Annotated in this window: 16 protein-coding genes; 5 read left to right on the top strand and 11 right to left on the bottom strand. The window is 72.7% G+C overall.

The annotated features are described in order from the left end of the window. The first annotated feature begins 36 nt into the window (after positions 1-36). A complete protein-coding gene (locus ABZ444_RS36235; protein WP_358007149.1) occupies positions 37-1,377 on the top strand; it encodes an MFS transporter in 1,341 nt (446 codons plus the stop codon). On the opposite strand, the gene ABZ444_RS36230 is transcribed toward ABZ444_RS36235, so the two are convergent. The 6 genes from ABZ444_RS36230 to ABZ444_RS36205 all read right to left on the bottom strand — a co-directional run bounded on the left by ABZ444_RS36230 (position 1,370) and on the right by ABZ444_RS36205 (position 10,224). Next, entirely contained in the window at positions 1,370-2,062 is a 693-nt protein-coding gene (locus ABZ444_RS36230; protein ID WP_357985262.1) for an ABC transporter ATP-binding protein, read from the bottom strand. The genes ABZ444_RS36235 and ABZ444_RS36230 overlap by 8 nt on opposite strands. Beyond that, the gene (locus ABZ444_RS36225) at positions 2,052-2,981 is read right to left on the bottom strand and encodes an ABC transporter ATP-binding protein (RefSeq protein ID WP_352352447.1); all 930 of its coding nucleotides are present in this window, start codon (positions 2,979-2,981) and stop codon (positions 2,052-2,054) included. Before ABZ444_RS36225 ends, ABZ444_RS36230 begins: the two co-directional genes overlap by 11 nt. Beyond that, on the bottom strand, positions 2,978-5,569 hold the full coding sequence (locus tag ABZ444_RS36220) for an FtsX-like permease family protein (RefSeq protein WP_358007146.1): 2,592 nt from the start codon (positions 5,567-5,569) through the stop codon (positions 2,978-2,980). Before ABZ444_RS36220 ends, ABZ444_RS36225 begins: the two co-directional genes overlap by 4 nt. Further along, positions 5,566-8,625 (bottom strand): ABC transporter permease, encoded by a 3,060-nt coding sequence (locus tag ABZ444_RS36215; RefSeq protein ID WP_358007143.1) that lies wholly within the window; start codon positions 8,623-8,625, stop codon positions 5,566-5,568. The genes ABZ444_RS36220 and ABZ444_RS36215 overlap by 4 nt, the downstream gene beginning before the upstream one ends. Positions 8,626-8,833: 208 nt before the next feature. Continuing rightward, positions 8,834-9,103 carry a 30S ribosomal protein S20 gene (rpsT, locus tag ABZ444_RS36210; RefSeq protein WP_106235424.1) on the bottom strand — a complete coding sequence of 90 codons (270 nt, stop codon included), beginning with the start codon at positions 9,101-9,103 and terminating at the stop codon, positions 8,834-8,836. Between the two features lie 131 nt (positions 9,104-9,234). Then, the gene (locus tag ABZ444_RS36205; protein WP_358007140.1) at positions 9,235-10,224 is read right to left on the bottom strand and encodes a hypothetical protein; all 990 of its coding nucleotides are present in this window, start codon (positions 10,222-10,224) and stop codon (positions 9,235-9,237) included. Between the two features lie 55 nt (positions 10,225-10,279). On the opposite strand from ABZ444_RS36205, the gene lepA reads away from it, so the two are divergent. Then, the gene (gene lepA / locus ABZ444_RS36200) at positions 10,280-12,112 is read left to right on the top strand and encodes a translation elongation factor 4 (protein WP_358007138.1); all 1,833 of its coding nucleotides are present in this window, start codon (positions 10,280-10,282) and stop codon (positions 12,110-12,112) included. A 3-nt stretch (positions 12,113-12,115) separates the two neighbouring features. On the opposite strand, the gene ABZ444_RS36195 is transcribed toward lepA, so the two are convergent. Further along, on the bottom strand, positions 12,116-12,532 hold the full coding sequence (locus ABZ444_RS36195; protein WP_358007136.1) for an acyl-CoA thioesterase: 417 nt from the start codon (positions 12,530-12,532) through the stop codon (positions 12,116-12,118). Then, positions 12,529-12,822 carry a hypothetical protein gene (locus tag ABZ444_RS36190; RefSeq protein ID WP_358007134.1) on the bottom strand — a complete coding sequence of 98 codons (294 nt, stop codon included), beginning with the start codon at positions 12,820-12,822 and terminating at the stop codon, positions 12,529-12,531. The genes ABZ444_RS36195 and ABZ444_RS36190 overlap by 4 nt, the downstream gene beginning before the upstream one ends. A 76-nt stretch (positions 12,823-12,898) precedes the next feature. Here ABZ444_RS36190 and ABZ444_RS36185 point away from each other — a divergent pair, with 76 nt between their 5' ends. After that, complete coding sequence (locus ABZ444_RS36185; protein ID WP_358007131.1) at positions 12,899-13,381, top strand: GNAT family N-acetyltransferase; 483 nt, start codon at positions 12,899-12,901, stop codon at positions 13,379-13,381. A 4-nt stretch (positions 13,382-13,385) separates the two neighbouring features. On the opposite strand, the gene ABZ444_RS36180 is transcribed toward ABZ444_RS36185, so the two are convergent. Next, positions 13,386-14,915 carry a DUF6297 family protein gene (locus ABZ444_RS36180; protein WP_358007128.1) on the bottom strand — a complete coding sequence of 510 codons (1,530 nt, stop codon included), beginning with the start codon at positions 14,913-14,915 and terminating at the stop codon, positions 13,386-13,388. A gap of 55 nt (positions 14,916-14,970) precedes the next feature. Next, positions 14,971-15,594: a heme ABC exporter ATP-binding protein CcmA gene (gene ccmA / locus ABZ444_RS36175; protein WP_358007125.1), complete on the bottom strand. Its 624-nt coding sequence runs from the start codon at positions 15,592-15,594 to the stop codon at positions 14,971-14,973. Positions 15,595-15,740: 146 nt separating this feature from the next. On the opposite strand from ccmA, the gene ABZ444_RS36170 reads away from it, so the two are divergent. Continuing rightward, positions 15,741-16,058, top strand: a complete 318-nt coding sequence (locus ABZ444_RS36170) for a hypothetical protein (protein WP_358007122.1) — start codon at positions 15,741-15,743, stop codon at positions 16,056-16,058. A gap of 111 nt (positions 16,059-16,169) precedes the next feature. Then, on the top strand, positions 16,170-16,832 hold the full coding sequence (locus ABZ444_RS36165; protein ID WP_358007119.1) for an MOSC domain-containing protein: 663 nt from the start codon (positions 16,170-16,172) through the stop codon (positions 16,830-16,832). Here ABZ444_RS36165 and ABZ444_RS36160 read toward each other — a convergent pair. Continuing rightward, positions 16,829-18,073 (bottom strand): glycoside hydrolase family 18 protein, encoded by a 1,245-nt coding sequence (locus tag ABZ444_RS36160; protein WP_358007116.1) that lies wholly within the window; start codon positions 18,071-18,073, stop codon positions 16,829-16,831. The genes ABZ444_RS36165 and ABZ444_RS36160 overlap by 4 nt on opposite strands. Between the last annotated feature and the right edge of the window lie 41 nt (positions 18,074-18,114).

Genomic DNA, 18,114 nt, shown 5'->3' with positions numbered 1-18,114 from the left:
TGACGAATCATTCGCTGACGAAATACCTTCTGGGTCATGTCGTTTTCGTTGTTCGCCGGGCCCAGGAACCGGCTGCTGGCCGGACGCTGCATGTCCGCGCTGGCCACGGCCATGATCCCCACCACGCTGACCCTGGCCGTGCTGCGCGCCACGGGGTCGGCGGAGGCGCTGGGGCTGGTGCTGGCCTGCGAGATGGTGCCGTTGCTGTTGTTGCTGCCGGTCGGTGGCGTGCTGGCCGACCGCGTCAGGCCCGGACGGGTCGTGCTGCTCGCCGACCTCACGCGATGCCTGGCGCAGGGGCTCATGGCGGTCGAGCTGCTGGCCGGGGTGAATCGGGTCCCCGACCTCGCCGTGTTGTCGGCGGTATCGGGGGCGGCGATCGCGTTCGGGAGTCCTGCCGTGCCGCGGCTGGTGGTGGCGGTGGTGCCGGGGCCGGACAGGTTGCGGGTGAACGCCCGGATCGGGGTGGTGACCAGCCTGTCGGCGGTCCTGGGGCCGGCGCTCGCGGGGACGCTCACGCTGGCCGCCGGGCCCGGGTGGGCCGCGGGGGTCACGGCGGTGTTGTTCGCGTGCTCGGCGCTGACTCTCGGTGGGGTCGTCGGCGGGGTCGTCGGTGGGGATGGCGCGTCCGTGGGCGGGGCGGAGGTCGTGGGGGAGCGGAAGGCGGTCTCCGGCGGGGAGGCCGGGCGGCGGCGGTGGGGGGTTGGGTTCGGGCGGGAGCTGGCCGAGGGGTTCGGGGAGGTCAAGGGGCGGCCGTGGTTCCTGGTCTGTGTGCTGGCGCACGGCGTGTGGCACTTCATGGCCGGGTTGTTCCTCACCCTGGGCCCGGTGGCGGCCGTGCAGCGGTTGGGCGGCGAGGCCGGTTGGATGATCATCGTGCAGAGCGGCACGGTCGGGCTGCTGGCGGGGGTGCTGGTCGCGCCGCGGTTGCCGGTGCGCAGGCCGCTGGTGGCCGTTCAGGTGGGGGCCGCGCTCTATCTGCTGCCGATGGTGGCCTTGCCGGTGGCGGTCGGGTTCGGGCTGTCGGCCGTGGTGGTCGCGGTGGCGTACTTCGTGGCCATGGTGGGGCTGGGGGTGCTCAGTCCGTTGTGGGAGACGGTGGTGGCTGAGGAGATCCCTGAAGGGGCGTTGGGGCGGGTGCGGTCGTTCGACCAGCTCATCTCGTTCGCGGCGCGGCCGGTGGGGCTGGCCGTCGCGGCGCCGCTGGCGGGCGTGACCGGGATGGGGGTGCTGATGGTCACCGGTGGGGTGGTGGTCGCCGTCGCCAACCTCGCCGCCGTGGTGCGCTCGCCCAGGCCCGCGCCCCCGCCGGCCGCCGCCGATCGGGATCAGGTGACGGCCCGGCGCGGGTGGGGGAGGAGCGGCCGGGTCAGGTGAGGGCGGGTTCGCGGACGATGCCGTCGCTGATCTCCAGCACCCGGTCCGCCAGCGTGATCAGGCTGGGGTCGTGCGTGGCGACCAGCGCCGTCACCCCCTCGCTGCGCACCAGCGCCCGCAACAGCTCCATGATCTGCCGTCCGGTCTGCGAGTCGAGCTGCCCCGTCGGCTCGTCGGCCACCAGCAACCTGGGCCGGTTGGCCAGAGACCGGGCGATCGCCACCCGCTGCCGCTGCCCGCCCGACAGCTCGTACGGCCGCTGGTTCATGTGCTGCCCCAGCCCCACCAGCGCCAGCAGCAGCCGGACCCGCTCCTCCCGCTCGGCGGACGGCACGCGGGCCAGCCGCATCGGCACCCCCACGTTCTCGGCCGCCGACAGCACCGGGATCAGCCCGAACGACTGGAACACGAAGCCCACCACGTCCCGGCGCAGCTCCAGCAGGGCGTCCTCGGACATGGACGTGACCTCGCGCCCGTCCACGACGACCCGTCCGGCGTCGGGACGGTCCAGGCCGCCGATCTGGTTGAGCAGCGTGGTCTTGCCCGACCCCGAACGTCCGCGGACCGCCACCAGCTCGCCGGGGAACACCTCGAAGGACACCTCGCGCAGCGCGACGACCTCCTTGGGCCCGCTCCGGTAGACCTTGCGGACCCCCTCCACCACGACCAGGGGCTCATTGCTCATGGGAGGGCTCCTCTCGGGCGGGCCAGACGCCGATGTGGTCGGATTCGAGTTCGAGGCGCACCCGGCGTTCCATGTCCAGGGCGTTCATGAAGTCGCGGGGGAGCTGCAGGCGGCCCACGCGGTCCAGCACGGCGTACTCCTCGGCGACGATCTGCCCCTCGGCGCCCTCGCGCCGTAGCGTCTCGCTGCTGGTACGTCCGTCGCGAATGCCCACGGTGCGGTCCACCTGCTCCGACACCAGCGGGTCGTGGGTCACGATGACCACGGTCACGCCGAGCTCCCGGTTCGCCTTGCGCAGGGAGTCGAAGACCTGCTCGGACGTCTCGCTGTCGAGCTCGCCGGTGGGCTCGTCGGCCAGGATGAGCTGCGGCTCGTTGGCCAGGGCGACGGCGATGGCGACCCGCTGCTGCTCGCCGCCCGACATCTCGGGCGTGCGGCGGTCGGCGCAGTAGCCGACGCCGAGGAGCTCCAGCAGCTCGCCGGCGCGGGCGCGGCGCGCCCGGCCGCCGCCGGCCAGCTTCATGGGCAGCTCGACGTTCTCCCTGGCGGTCAGGTACGGCAGCAGGTTGCGCGCGGTCTGCTGCCAGATGAAGCCCACCACGGAACGCCGGTAGCGCAGCCGGTCCTTGGCGGTCATCGCCAGCAGGTCGGTGCCCGCGACCCTGGCCACCCCGGCGGTCGGCACGTCGAGCCCCGACAGCACGTTGAGCAGCGTGGACTTGCCCGACCCGGAGGCGCCGACGATGGCCACCAGCTCGCCCTTGTCGATCACCAGGTCGAGGCCCTGCAGGGCGACGACCTCGACGCCCTCGGTCTTGTAGATGCGCACCAGGTTGTCGCAGACGATGTGCGCGTCGGCGCCGAACGCGGTCTTCTCCCGCGTGGCCTTGGCTTCCAGCTCTGACAGGGTCGGGTTCATGTGAGGTCCCCCACTCGAAGGACGGCGCCGAGGCTGCGACGGCGGCTGATGGCGGTGTGCGTGTACGCGCCGAGCACGGCCACGACGGCCAGCCCGGCCGCCAGCGCGGTCGGCGTGATCAGGTCTAGGGAGTAGTCACCGACGGGCAGGTCGCCGGCGTAGGAGGACAGGTCGACGCCCGGCCCGAGCGCCGCGGGCAGCCCGAGGCCGAGCAGGAGGCCGGCCAGGGCGGTCAGCAGGATCATCGGCATGATCTCCAGGACGGTGAGCCGCTGCGCCTGCCGGTCCGACAGCCCCAGCGTGCGCAGGAACGACAGCGCCCTGGCCCGGTCGGCCGCCCCGATCACCAGCGAGAGGATGACGGCGACCAGCGCGTACGCGGCCAGCGCCACCGTGACCACGACCAGCGTGGTCCGCACGGTGCTGGTCAGCGGGTCGTCCTGGATGGCGGCCAGGGCCAGCGCCTGGGACTCCACGGTGCCGAGCGGGACCAGCCGGCGCAGCTCGTCGAGCGCGGGGTTGCCGCCGATGAGCAGGGTGTTCACGGCGGGCCGCACGAGCGAGTCCATCGGCAGGATCACGAACTTGCCCTGGTTGTAGAAGCCGGGCACGGAGGTGATCACACCGCCCTCGGGCACCTTGAGCCGCGACTGCCAGCCGATCTCGTACGTGCCGCGCCCCTTCAGGTCGGGGGAGACGAAGGCGCCGCCGCCGGTGGGCACGCCGATCGGCGCCCCCGCCAGCAGCCGCCGCCACTCGGGCAGGTTCACGGCGATGGCCTCGGCGCGCTCGGCGCCGTACCCGACCTGGACCCGGCCGGTCTGCGCGAGCACGACCCGCTCGACACCCGCGACCTTGCGCACCCGCTCGATCGCGTCGGCCTGGATCTCGATCCGGGACGTGACCTTGACCGGCGCGCCCACCTGCTGCCAGGACGCCAGCCGCTGCGTGCTCACCAGCCCGTCGGAGATCACCGCGGCGAACACCGACACGCCGAGCGCGGGCAGCAGGATGAGCACCGGCAGCACCGACGCGGAGCGCGCCCTGGCCGCCCTGGTCAACCCCAGGAACGGCACGGCCCCGGGCCGCCGCGCGGCCAGCCGGACGAGCAGCCGCAGCGGGTAGGGGTAGCAGCGCAGGATGATCACCGCCGCGGCGAGCGTCAGCGCGATCGGCACCACCAGCAGGAACGGGTCGAACCCGGCCGAGGCGGCCAACCCGCGGGTGCGCAGCAGGTACGCCCCGGCCAGCGCGAGCACCACGACCAGCACCTCCAGCGTGAGCCGGCGGGCGGACGGCCGGGCGGTGCTGACGTCCGCACGCTGCTCGTGCAGCGGCACGCGGTGCGTGACCGCCAGCCCCGCGGCGGTGTACCCGACGGCGGCCAGCATCACCAGCAGCGGCCCGACGTGCACGATCGGCAGCACGGGCCCGGGGACGAACCAGGACAGCGCGTACCCGGCGAGCCCGGCGGGCACGACGGCGAGCGCGGTCAGCGCCGCGCCGGTGCCGGCCACCTGCCCCAGCGACCCGCCACGCGCCCGCGTCAGCGCCAGCGTGTGGTCGAGCCGGCCGGAAAGCAACTGCACGGCCAGCACGATCACGCCGACCGCGACCAGCAGCAGGCCACCGAGCACCAGGTACATCACGGTCTGCGCGGTGGACTGGGCGGCCAGGAAGTCCGTCAGCAGCTTGGGCAGCGCGGTCAGCACCCGGTACGGGCTGTACGAGCCCGACGCCTGCAACCCGATCACCCGCTCGAACTCGCCGACGGCCGTCCGGAGGTCTGTCGTGGCCAGCGCGTCGGCCTTGTCCGGGGCGATGGGGAGCACCCAGTTGTAGGACAGGTTGCGCCCGTCGCCGCTGAGCGCGGTCAGCCCGTCGTCGGACATGATCGTCGTGATGTGCTTCTCGAACTCCATCTTGCCCGGCGGCAACATCCTGGTGACGGTCAGGATGTCGCTGTTGTGGCTCCAGTAACGGTCGTCGGCCTTCTTGGCCCTGAACGCGCCGACCAGCTTCACCGCCACGTAGTGGCTCTCGCCGAGCACCTTGACCTGGCCGATCTTCAGGTCCATCGCGGTCAGCGCGGACTCGACCAGGCCCACCTCGATGAGCGGGATCGTCTCGCCCTCGAAGCGGGTGGTCGAGGGCTTGCCCGGCGCCTGCCCCTGCACCCAGTCCACCCGCCGCTCGGCGTCGGACAGCCAGCCGAGGTTCATGAACATGGTGCCGCCCGAGCCGTTGATCGGGGTGACCTCGGTCTTGGCGCTCATGTGGCTGTCGCCCGTGCCGGCGGGCACCACCAGCGACCGCAGCGCCGGGGGCACGAGCTGGCGCCAGCGCCGGTCCCTGGACTCGAACTGGTCGCGTTCGTGCAGGTCCTCTTCCTTCGACATCGACGCGACCGTCACGGTCAGGTCGGCCTGCTCGGCGGTCGCGGTCCTGAGCGCCTCGCGCAGCGCCTGGTCGAACGACGACTGCATCGCCCTGGGCAGCCCCGCGACGAGCAGGCAGGCGCTCAGCGTCAGCACGAAGAGCACGGCCACCGCGCCCAGGTGCGTGCGGGCCAGCAGCGGGATCCTCACTGTTCCTCCCGAATGCCGAGACCCTGCCTGCGCAGGTTGCGCGCCAGTCCGGCGACGATGGCGAGCAGCACCGCGGCCACCCCGGCGAGCATGGCGCCCGTGGCGCCCCACGGGATGTCGAGCACCACGCCTGGGGTGACCGCCGACGCCTGCCCGGTCAGCACGATGTGCGGCACCACGAGCATGCCCACGACCACGGCGAGCCCGGTCCCGGCCGCCAGCGACAGCCCGATCACGAACGTCTGCTCGATCGCCAGCATCCCGAACACCTGCCGGGAGCTCACGCCGAGCGCCCGCAGGATCGCGAACTCGTTCATCCGCTCGCGGGCCGCGACCGCCGCGTTGACCAGGAAGCCGAGCGCCGCGAACACCAGCGCCGCGAGGAAGCCCAGCATCAGCGCGCCCTGGAGGCCGCTGGCCAGCGGGTCGTCCTGCATCTTGGCGGCCAGGGCGCGCTGGTCGATCGCGGTGACGTCCCATGCGGGACGGCCGGTGAGCGCCGCCGCCGCCCGGCCGTCCGGGGTGGCCAGCCACCACTCGGTGGCGGGCCTGGGCAGTTGCGCCGCCGCCAGATCCTGAGCCTGCATCGTCCCCCAGTCGGCCAGTACGGCGTGTTGCCCGGCGGTCGTCGTCGGCATCGTCTCCACGACGGCCACGACCTTGACGTCCATGACCCTGCGGTCGATGCTGGCCCGTCCCACCTGGCCGACGCCCAGCTTGAGCGAGCCGGCCAGGCCGGCGGTGAGCACCACGGGCAGCGGTCCCCGGACGGACGGCGCCCCGAAGGCGGCCGCCGCGGGCTGCCGTCCGGTCGCCTTCACCGACACGGCGGGCGCGGTCACCGGCCGCCCGTCGGCGCTGATCCCGGTCACCGTCAGCGTCCCGCTGCCGGAGGGCGGCGCGCTCGTGACCAGCCCGCGCAGCGACAGCGGGTACGTGATCTTCCCGTTCCGCCCCGCCAGCGCCGCGAGGTCCACGTCGACGGTGTTCTCGCCCGCCTTCAGCACGCCCAGCGACACGTCGCGCCACACCCCGAGCGCGTCGGACAGGACCAGCCGCACCGGCAGGTCGGCGTCCGTCGTGGCGCGCAGGGTGAGCGCGGCCGGCTGTCCCGGCAGGTCCAGCTTGCCCGCCTGCGGCCCGGTCAGCGCCCGGGAGATCTCGGCGATGGGCCGGTCGGCCAGGTCGGGGCGGAGCTGGAACAGTGTGCCGAGCTTGGCCGCGTCGATCCCGATGAGGATGGCGTTCTCGCTGCTGACCTCGGTCTGGCCGCGGAAGACCGGCGAGGCGGCGGTCACGCCGGGCAGGGCGGTGAACGCCGTGCCGCGTCCCAGCGGGCCGAGCTCGGGGGCGTCCGGCGGGCCGGACAGGCGCAGGTCGGCCCCGGCCTGGTGGCGGGCCTGGTCGAGCTGGGAGGCGCGCCAGGTGGCGGCGGTGGCCATGGACACGATGCCGATGGCGATGGCCATGGTGAGCAGCAGCGCGGGGCCGGCGTACTTGAGCGGGCGCCTGCTGACCTGCCACGCGCCGAGCGCCGGGGCGAGGGACGGGCGCCTGGAGGTGATCCGCTCGGCCACCGCGGAGATGCGCGGGACCAGCCGCAGGCCGAGCATGCCGCCGGTGAGCAGGGCCAGCGCGGGACCGGAGATGATCAGCGGGTCGATGCCGAGCCCGCCGCCCGCGGTCGTGGTGACCGGCGCGCCGTAGTGCTGCAGCTGCCAGATCGCGAGGCCGGCCACGACCAGCAGCGCCACGTCGGCGCCCGCGCGCTCGATCAGCCCGCGCCCGCCGCCGCGCCCGCGCGCCGACTGCTCCTCCACGTACGTGCGCCGCGCGCCGGCCAGCGCGGGCAGCACCAGCAGCACCGCCGAGGCCAGGGCCACGGCCACCGACACCAGGAACGTGCCCAGGCCGACCGAGGGGTCGAGCCGCACGCCGGACGCCTTGATCCAGGGAAGCCGGCTCACCAGCCCGAGCAGCGGCGGCCCGAGCAACGGCGCGACGACCGCGCACGGGACCGCGACCAGCATCGCCTCGCCCCCGGCCAGCGCGGCCAGCCGCATCGTGCCCGCGCCGCGCGAGCGCAGCAGCGCCACCTCCATGCGCCGGTGGTCGGCCAGCAGCCGGGCGGTGAGCATCAGCGCGTACGCCGCCAGCAGCAGCAACTGCAGCACCGGGATCAGCATGGTCGAACGGGCCACCAGCGAGGCGGTGTCGAGCTGGGTGAGCATCTCGGGCAGGCGGCTGGTGGTCACGCATCTCGGGCAGTCGCCGGCCTTCAGGTGCGCGCCCACCTCGCCGACCGCCACGGCCAGCGGGCGGAGCTGGGCCGGCGTCAGCGAGCGCAGGTCGGGCTCGGCGGTCCAGGTGGCGTTCACGTTGGTGGCGAAGCGGGCGATGAACGTCTCGCGCGAGACCATCAACGGCCCGTACGTGGTGAAGTCGCCGCGCTCGACGCCTCTGCTGAGCAGTTGCTCCCCGGTCCAGCGCTCGCCGAAGGGGTCGTCCAGCTGGAACACGCCGGTGATGCGCACCTGGACGGGCTCCGGCGACAACCGCCCCACGGTGGTCAGCTCCTGGCCGACCTTGAACCCGGCCGCCGAGGCCGCCGACAGCGAGACCGCCGCCTCCACCCGGCCGTCGGCGGGCTTGGGCCACGCGCCGGAGACGAGCTTGGCGTGCTGGTCGAGGCCGTCGTAGCTGCCGAACCTGAGCAGCTCGGGCCGCTCCTGCTTCTCCTGGCCGGGCATGGCGTAGGAGTCGGAGCGGAAGCTCGTGGTGAGCGCCGGCGCCTTGGTGTAGGCCTTGGCCAGCTCGGCGCGTACCGCGCGGTCGTAGACGGGGAACGTCTTGTCGGTGACCGGCGCGCTGATCGTCGCGGACGTCTGGCGCAGGGACGCGGTCTCCATCGTCCTGCGCACACCGGCGTCGGCGATGGAGGAGGCGTACATGGTGAGCGCCACCAGCGTGGTGGTGGCCAGCAGGATCGAGCCGAACGCGGCCAGGAGGAGCAAAGGCTCGCTGAACGCCCGTTTGACGACCAACGGCCCCCGCATGTGTCCCCCTTCGTCCGTTTAGTGAACCCTCACGGAGAGGGCGGACGAGAGGCAAGGTGATCTTGTCAAGGGATGCTCAGCCGATACCCGGCGGCGATGCCGATGTGATATCGAAACTGTGACAAGAAGTGCACAAAACCAAGAACGCCGCACCCCATGGAGGAGTGCGGCGTCAGCGCTCGCCCGGCTGTCGCCGGGCGGCCAGAGCTTACTTGGCGGCCAGGGCGGCAGCCTGCTTGGCGATCGCCGACTTGCGGTTGGCGGCCTGGTTCTTGTGGATGACGCCCTTGCTGACGGCCTTGTCGAGCTGGCGGGCGGCGACGCGCTGCAGCGCCGCGGCCTGCTCGACGTCGCCCTGCTCGGCGGCCTCGCGGAACTTGCGGACGGCCGTCTTCAGAGAGGACTTGACCGCCTTGTTGCGCAGACGCGCCTTCTCGTTCTGCTTGTTGCGCTTGATCTGGGACTTGATGTTCGCCACGAAGAAGCCTCGGTGAAAGTCTAAGGATGGATGGGGCGCGCGGGCTCGATGAGAGGGCGCGCCACACGCAAGTGAACAGGGTACCAATAACCCAGGTGGCTGCTCAAATCAACGCACCAGGTGTTCTCAGTTTAGGCCAGCCAGCGGGTCATGTACTCCTTCCAGTCCTCTTCGGTGGCGGCGAAGTCGACGTACAGGGCCAGGCCGAAGCGCTCGCGGCGGCCGTGGCCGGACAGCGCCAGCCGGGCGCCCTCGGCGGCCATCGCCACGCTCTCGGCGGCGTCCAGCCAGGGCAGGCCGTGGTCGTGGTAGGCGGGGGCGCCGACGAACAGGGACTTGCCGTCCGGGACGAGGTCGAGGGCGAGCGCGGCCTGCCTTGCCACGTAGCCGCCGTAGAGGGACTGTGTGGGGGCGCCCGAGTCGTACGTCATGATCGCGACCTGGTCCACCCGGTTCACGACCTTCTGGAAGTAGCCCTGCGACCAGTATTTGTCGTGGCCCAGGACGAGCCTGCCCGCCGGGCGCATGAGGGGATAGGGCTCGATCTGCGGGGTCGAGGTGGACAGCAGCTTCGTGTACGTCCTCGTCCGGTCCAGGAGGTCGAGGAACTCGTCGTCGCCGTCGCCGATCGGCTCGAAGTTGTAGTGGACGCCGTCGTAGCCCGCCTTCATGATTGCGGCCACGCCGGCCAGGACGTTCGCGCGGGACGCGGCGTCGTCGAGGTCGAGGCCGTTCTCGACGGACTGGCCCAGCCAGGCGGAGACGCGGACGCCGGGCAGGTGCCGATGCATCCATGTCACGAAATCTGCGGCCTTGGGGTGCTTGGCGGGGTCAAGGCGGCCGTCCCACTCGAACGGGCCGGAATGGACGTACACGTCCTTGATGCCGGTGGCGCGAAGGCGTCCGGCCAACTGCTCCACGTCCTGCTCCGTACGGCGGCCGTCGACCCAGGCGTGGCCGAGCCAGAGGGCGTCGTTGCCGGTGCTCTTCGCCCAGGCCGCCGGGGCACCGGTAAACTGGAGACGGAGCGCGACGGCGAGCAGGCCGGCCAGCGCCACCACGACGGCCAAGGCCAGCGCGACCAGGCGCAGGCCGCGGCGGATGACGGTCCGGATAATCATCTGGGCATGTCACCATGAAAGACGCTTGACCTCAACCCTGTCGAAACGGACTTCGGTGCGCACTCAGCCTGGCCAGACCGACCCCGCGTTGATCCGCAACTTCTGCATCATCGCGCACATCGACCACGGCAAGTCGACCCTTGCCGACCGGATGCTGCAGATCACCGGCGTGGTCGACGAACGCTCCATGCGCGCGCAATACCTCGACAGGATGGACATCGAGCGCGAGCGCGGCATCACGATCAAGTCGCAGGCCGTGCGGCTGCCCTGGGACGGCCACGTCCTCAACATGATCGACACCCCCGGGCACGTCGACTTCACCTACGAGGTGTCCCGGTCGCTGCAGGCGTGCGAGGGCGCGATCCTGCTGGTCGACGCCGCGCAGGGCATCGAGGCGCAGACCCTGGCCAACCTCTACCTGGCCATGAACGCCGACCTGCACATCATCCCGGTGCTCAACAAGATCGACCTGCCCGCGGCCCAGCCGGAGAAGTTCGCCGAGGAGCTGGCCGGCCTGATCGGCTGCGACCCCTCCGACGTGCTCAAGGTGTCGGGCAAGACCGGCGTGGGCGTGCGCGAGCTGCTCGACCACGTGGTGGCGACCGTGCCGGCGCCCGTGGGCCAGGCCGACGCCGCCGCGCGGGCGCTCATCTTCGACTCCGTCTACGACACCTACCGCGGCGTCGTGACGTACGTCAGGGTCATCGACGGCCATCTGAGCAAGCGCGAGCGCATCCTCATGATGTCCACCAACGCCACCCACGAGACGCTGGAGATCGGCGTCATCTCGCCCGAGCCCAAGCCCGCCGAGCGCGGCCTCGGCGTCGGCGAGGTGGGCTACCTGATCACCGGCGTGAAGGACGTGCGCCAGTCGCGCGTGGGTGACACCGTCACCTCCTCGGTCAAGCCCGCCAAGGAGATGCTGGCCGGCTACGAGCACCCCAAGCCGATGGTGTTCTCCGGGCTCTACCCGATCGACGGCGACGAGTACCCCGAGCTGCGCGAGGCGCTCGACAAGCTCCAGCTCAACGACGCCGCGCTGGTCTACGAGCCGGAGACCTCGGCGGCGCTCGGCTTCGGATTCCGCGTCGGCTTCCTCGGGCTGCTGCACATGGAGATCGTGCGCGAGCGCCTGGAGCGCGAGTTCGGCCTGTCGCTGATCTCCACCGCGCCCAACGTGGTCTACCGACTGGTCATGGAGGACGGCAAGGAGCTCACGGTCACCAACCCGTCCGAGTTCCCGACGGGCGGCAAGATCGCGCAGGTCTTCGAGCCGGTCACCAAGTCCACGATCCTGGCGCCGGCCGAGTTCATCGGCGCGATCATGGAGATCTGCCAGGGGCGGCGCGGCCAGCTCCTCGGCATGGACTACCTGTCCGAGGACCGCGTCGAGATCCGCTACACGCTGCCGCTCGGCGAGATCATCTTCGACTTCTTCGACCAGCTCAAGTCGCGCACCCGCGGCTACGCCTCGCTCGACTACGAGCCCGCCGGCGAGCAGGAGGCCGAGCTGGTCAAGGTGGACATCCTGCTGCAGGGCGAGGCCGTCGACGCCTTCAGCGCGATCGTCCACAAGGACAAGGCCTACACCTACGGCGTCGACATGGCCAAGAAGCTGCGCGAGCTGATCCCGCGGCAGCAGTTCGAGGTGCCGATCCAGGCCGCCATCGGCGCCCGGGTCATCGCCCGCGAGAACATCCGGGCCATCCGCAAGGACGTCCTGGCCAAGTGCTACGGCGGTGACATCTCCCGTAAGCGCAAGCTGCTGGAGAAGCAGAAGGAAGGCAAGAAGCGGATGAAGATGGTCGGCCGCGTCGAGGTGCCCCAGGAGGCCTTCGTCGCCGCGCTGTCCACCGACTCCAGCGCCGCCGACAAGACCAAGAAGTAGCCGCTACAGGCCCAGCACGGCGGGCGTTCGCGCGAGCGCCCGCCAGTGCCGGCCGGGGTCGGGGAGCAGGCGGCGGGCCCGCAGGTCCATCAGCCCGCCGACGCCGGTCAGCTCGGCGGCCGGCTCGCCGTCCGTGCCCCTGAACTCCTGCCTGATCCTGAACGTCTTCCCCTCGCCCCACTCGAACGCGCAGGTCACCTCCACCTCGTCACCGGCGCGCAGCTCGCGGTGGAAGCGGATGGTGTTCTCCAGAGTCACCGGGCCGACGCCGGCCTCCCGCAGGTCGTCGATCGAGATGCCGGCCGCGCGCAGGCACTCCCAGCGGGCGTGGTCGCCGTACTGGTGGTAGACCACGTTATTGAGGTGGCCCTGGGTGTCGAGCTCGTAGCCGCGTACGGCGATGCGTACCGAGAAGGTCATGATCGTTCCTCCAGCCAGGCGTGCGATTTGGCGGTGAGGTAGCGCAGGCCGTCGTCGCCGAGCTCCACCCAGTCGCCGCGGGTCCAGCCGCCGGTGGTCTGCGGGGCGAAGCCGTGCCGCTGGAACAGCGCCGACGCCTCCTTCTGGGTGAGGCCGCGGCGCCCCCACTCCGCGATGACCCGGGCCGTGCGCTCGGCCTCGCCCAGCTCCTCCTCGCCCAGCGCGGCGGCCAGCTCCTCCAGGCCGCGCGCCATCAGACGCAGCGAGGCCTGCACGCGGGCGATGTCCATCGGCGCTCCCAAATCGCTATTCGATTGCTATCGATAGCCTAGCGATGGAAGCGGCTACCCTGAAAGGGTGGAAGTGGTGCGAACGGAGCGAATGGTCCTCTCCCGGGTGTGCCCGGAGGACCTCGAAGCCGTGCACGAGATCCACTCCGACCCGCGGACGAACGTCTACAGCTCCGCCGGGCCCACCGTCGATCTGGAGGCCAGCCGGGCCATGCTCGACCTGTGGCTGGCCGACTGGGCCGAACGGGGGATCGGCTACTGGGCCGCCCGGCTGACCGGGGGGTCGCAGGTGCTGGGCATCGGCGGCCTGCGGCACGCGGCCCTGGACGGCGAGGACGTGCTCCACCTGTACTACCGTTTCCGCCCCACGGCCTGGGGCCACGGGTACGCGGTCGAGCTCGCCAGGGCGGCCCTGCGCGTCGGGCGCGGCCTCGGCACCGTGGTGGCCCTGATCGGGGACGACAACGAGCCGTCCCGCCGGGTGGCGGAGAAGGCGGGCCTGCACAGGGAGCGCACGATCCCGTACGGCGGCGTGCCGAGCGACCTCTACGTCGCCTGACTCCTCAGGGGCGGGTACGCCGGCCCGGACGGGGCCTCACCAGGACGCCCGCCAGCGCCACCAGGCCCGCCACCGCCTGGGCCGCCAGGAACGCGCCCGGCGCGACAGGCCCGGTGGCCAGCGCGACCACCGCGGGCAGGCAGCCGAGCAGCGCCAGGTCGGCGCCCGTCGCCGCCCACAACACCGGGCCGGTCGGGACCGCGCCGCCGGGGGTGTCGATGACCGGCATCGAATGGTCGACCGGCCCCCTCCTGGCCATCCGCAGCGCGCCGGCCGCGAGCGCGGGCCCGATGAGCAGCCCGAACAACCACGTACCGGACGGAAGGCCGCCCACAGTCGCGACACCGGCCAGGGCCAGGGCCGCCCATGCGCCGCCCAGCAGGCCGGGCAGCAGCGCCCGTGCCGCCAGCGCCGGACGCCGGCCCACGCCGGTCAGCCGGGCCAGGGCGGGGTTGTCGGCGTCCCGGCGCGCGCCGGACGTACCGGACGCCGCCACCGTCAGTGCCCCGCCGAGCACGGCCAGCCCGAGAGCCGCCGGAGCGGCGCCCGCCTGGGCGAACACGGCGGGCAACGCCGCGCTCGCGGCCGTGGCCGCCAGCCGCCAGGGCCGGCGGCCGAGCCGCACCCAGTCCTGCCAGGCCAGCGCGAGCGGCGCGGGCAGCCCCGGCCACGGCCGTGAGGCGAGCTTCCTGGCCCGCCAGTGGTTGTCCTCGGCGATCCAGCTCAGTGCGCCGGGATCGAGGGTGACGGCGGCGTTGGTGACGTGCCCGGCCCGGGTGGAGGCGGTCAGCAGCAGGCGGGTGGGGATGGCGGCCAGCGAGCTCCACGCCCGGCGGGCCAGGACGGCGGCGAGCGCCGCCATGGCCGACGCCGTGGCGGCGAGCACGGGCGGCGGCGCGTTCGCGGCGGCCACGAGCGCCGTACGGGCCTGGCCGCTGACGGCGACCACGGCCAGCACCAGGAGCGCGACCAGCACGCCGGTCAGCCAGAGGTGCCAGGTCGGGGAGGACTGGGCGAGCATCGCCAGCGCCATGCCCGCCACGCTCGCCGCCGTCGCCAGCGCCAGCGCCGCCAGCAGTCGCCACACCAGCGCGCCGGGCGCGCCGAGCGCCGCCAGCAGCGCGAGCCCGAGCAGCAACCCCGCCACCAGCGCGACGAACATGAGCACCCGCCCGGTACGCCCGAGCAGCCGCCGCCGGTCCAGCGGCGAGGTCAGCAACCAGGACGCCTCAGCCGCGGGCACCATCACCGGCCCGGCCACCCGAGCCAGCGCCAGGCAGCCCGCGAACCCCAGCAGCACCAGGGCGACGCCCGCGCCCATCCGCCCCGGCTCGACCGTCCCGCCCAGACCGGACACCACGGATGACAGCGGCTGCCCGACGACGGCGAGCAGCACGCACAGGCCGAACAGGCTGACGTAACGATCGACCAGCCCCGCGGGGGCCCGCCCGCGCGCCCGGACGAACGCCCGCACCGACCGCACGCTCACCTCGCCCGCGCTCACCTCGCCCGCGCTCACCTCGCCCGCGCTCACCGCCCGGCCGCCTTCCCCGTCAGGCCGGTCTCCCGGGCGACGGCGTCGTGGCCGCTCATGCGGGCACCCCCGCGGGGGAGACCCGGCGGGCGGCGCCCGCGAGGGTCTGGTCGTGGGTGGCCATCACCACGGTGCCGCCCTCGTCGGCGTACTCCGCCAGGAGTTCGCCGAGCCGGACGCGGAAGGCCACGTCGAGGCCGCGTTCGGGCTCGTCGAGCAGCAGCAGCGTGCTCGGCCTGAGCAGCGTGGCGGCCAGGCAGAGGCGCTGGCGCTGGCCGGTGGACAGGTTGAGCGGCGGCGCGTCGGCCCGTTCGGTCAGCGCGAACTCCGCCAGCGCCGAATCCACCGTCATGCGTGCCTCGGCGTACACGGCGCCCATGAGTTCCAGGTGCTCGCGCGCCGTCAGCCCCGGGTACCAGGCGGGCTCGTCGCCGAGCAGCGCCACCCGGCGCCAGAAGGGCGCGTCGTCGGCGGGCTCGGCGCCGAACACGCGGACCTCGCCGGAGGTGGCGGGCTGGAGGCCGGCCAGGCAGCGCAGCAACGTGGACTTGCCCGAGCCGTTGGGCCCGACGACCGCCACTACCTCACCCGGCTCGACGGCCAGGTCGAGGCCCCGGAGCACCGGATTGCCCCCGAGCTCGACGGACAGGTCCGCGACTTCGATGATCAAACCGCTCACCGTTCGAGCGTAGCCACCCCGCCGGCCGCCCGCGTGACCGGCCTCCGGGGCCTTTCCGCGGCCTTGCCGAGAGCGGGAGGGCCGATTCTGTCGGTGCCGGTCGCTACCTTTGCTGTTCCCGAACACCAGTGCTACTGGAGGGTGACGTGATTGCTTCTGAGCGATTCGAGCGTGCCGCTGTGCTGGGCGTGGCCGTGGCGGAGGAGACCCGGCGGCTGCTGCGGCTTCACCTGAGACCCGCCGAGGTGGGCGGCGACGGCAGAGTGGTGGTCGACGTGCCCTATCCCGACGCGGCGGTGGTGGCGGCGCTGCTCGACGTCGCGGCCGAGTGTTTCGGCGAACGCGGCGGCTCGGTCGAGGAGACCAGGCAGGCGGCCCTGGAGACCCTGTTACAGCTGGCCGAGTTCGACGCCGACTCCCAGCTCGCCCGGGTGGCGCCGGAGCCGGGCGACAGGCGCGGGTGACGGCTCGGCGAACAGGCCGAATGGGCACATATCCGTTCTTCGGCGTCGATGGGCTGAGAAAAGCGGAAAAATCGGTGCGTCACGTGCCCGTCCGTCCGCTACCGTCGCGGCATGCGCATCCTCTCCGTCAACGTCGGGCTGTCGTCCGACGCGGAATGGGCCGGCAAGCTCGGCCGTACGGCGATCGACAAGCGGCCCGTGCCCCACCGGGTGGCGGTGCTGCGCAACGGCCTGGCCGGCGACGAGCGGGCCGACACGCCCAACCACGGCGCCCCCACCCACGCCGTCTACGCCTACGCCCGCGAAGACTACGACTGGTGGCAGGGCGAGCTGGGCCGCGACCTGCGCGACGGCCGTTTCGGGGAGAACCTGACCACCGCCGGCCTCGACGTCAACGGCGCCCTGGTGGGCGAGCGGTGGCGCGTCGGCAGCGCCCTGCTGGAGGTGACCGGCCCGCGCACCCCCTGCGTGGTGTTCCGCAACTGGATGGACGAGCCGGGCTGGCTCAAGCGCTTCACGCGGGCCGCGCGGCCGGGCGCCTACCTGGCCGTGGTGGAGCCGGGCGAGCTGGGCGCGGGCGACGAGGTGGAGATCGTCTCGCGCCCGGAGACCGGCATGACCGTGGCGGACGCCTTCAGCGCCCGCCACGGCGACGCCGACGCGCTGGCCCGGGTGCTCGCGGTCCCCGGTCACGACCCGCAGTGGGACGAGATGGCCGCGCGGGCGGGCCGGGCGGGCGGCCAGCGACCGTCCACCGGCCGGGCGCCCGTCTAGCGCAGGACGGCGTACAGGGCCGAGGTGAGGGAGGCGCGGGCGTCGTCCTGGTCGATCGACCACATCATCGAGCCGCCCAGCCCCTTGAGCCGGATGTAGGCCGCCTTCTGCAGCAGCGACGCCGGGTCGTCGTAGGACCAGAACTCGTTGCCGTCGTACAGCCACATCGCGCCGGTGCGCAGGTCCCGGTAGCGCTTGCCGGGCTTGGCCGCCAGGTCCTTGTAGTCCTCGCTGCCCGGCCCCCACTTGCCGGCGGCCGGTCCGGTCGCGGGCTGCCAGAGGCCGTCGCCGCCGCCGGTCACGCCGGTCCAGCCCTGCCCGTACGCGGGCACGCCCACGACGATCTTGCGGCCGGGCGCGCCGCGCGACAGGTAGTCGCGGACGGTCTGGTCCACGCTGTACCTGACGGGGTTGGGGTCGCGGCGGTCGTTGAACAGGTTCCCGTTGTGCCCGGTCCGCGATTCCCACGTGCCGTGCAGGTCGTACCCCTGGACGGTGGCGAAGTCGAGCGACCGGAACACGCGGCGCACCTCGAACCCGGCGTCGATCTTCGCGGCGGCGGCCGGGAGGAAGGCCGTGAGCTGGGAGCTCGCCGAGAAGGCCCGGAGCTGGGCGCGCAGTTCCTCGACGAAGAGGGTGAAGTTCCGCCGGTCCTCCGGCCTGATCACGTTCCCGTCGTTGCCCGCCGAGCCCGGCCACTCCCAGTCCAGGTCGACGCCGTCGAACACGCCGGCGCCCGCGCCCGGCTCCAGGCCCGGCAGGTTGCCGCGCAGCCACAGGTCCACGCACGACCGGGCCAGCGCGGACCGCGACTCGGCGGTGAGCACGGCGTCGGAGAAGTACTTGGACCCGGTCCAGCCGCCGAGCGAGATCAGCACCTTGAGTCCGGGGTGCTTGGCCTTGAGCTTGCGCAGCTGGTTGAGGTTGCCGTTGAGCGCCTGGCCCGGCTGGTCGGCGACGCCGTCCACGCTCTGCTCGGCCGGCACCGGGCGCTGCCAGTCGGCCCAGGGGTCGGCCGAGTAGCAGGAGCCCTCGGCGTTGACGAAGCCGAAGGCGTAGTTGAGGTGGGTGAGCTTGGCGGCGGCGCCGCTGGTGTCCACGTCCTTGACGTGGTAGTCGCGCCCGTACACGCCCCACTGGATGAAGTAGGCGACCCGCTTGAATCCGGGATGGGCCTCGGCGGGCGCGGACACCGCCGTGAGCCCGAGTAAGAGCGAGAGTGCGAGGAGGATCTTCTTCACGGGCGCTCCTGGGGGGGAACTTATAAGAAACTTTCCTATAA

The sequence above is a fragment of the Nonomuraea sp. NPDC005730 genome (genome assembly GCF_040630865.1).
GTDB lineage: Bacteria > Actinomycetota > Actinomycetes > Streptosporangiales > Streptosporangiaceae > Nonomuraea.
This window is presented reverse-complemented; position numbering and strand designations above follow the sequence as displayed.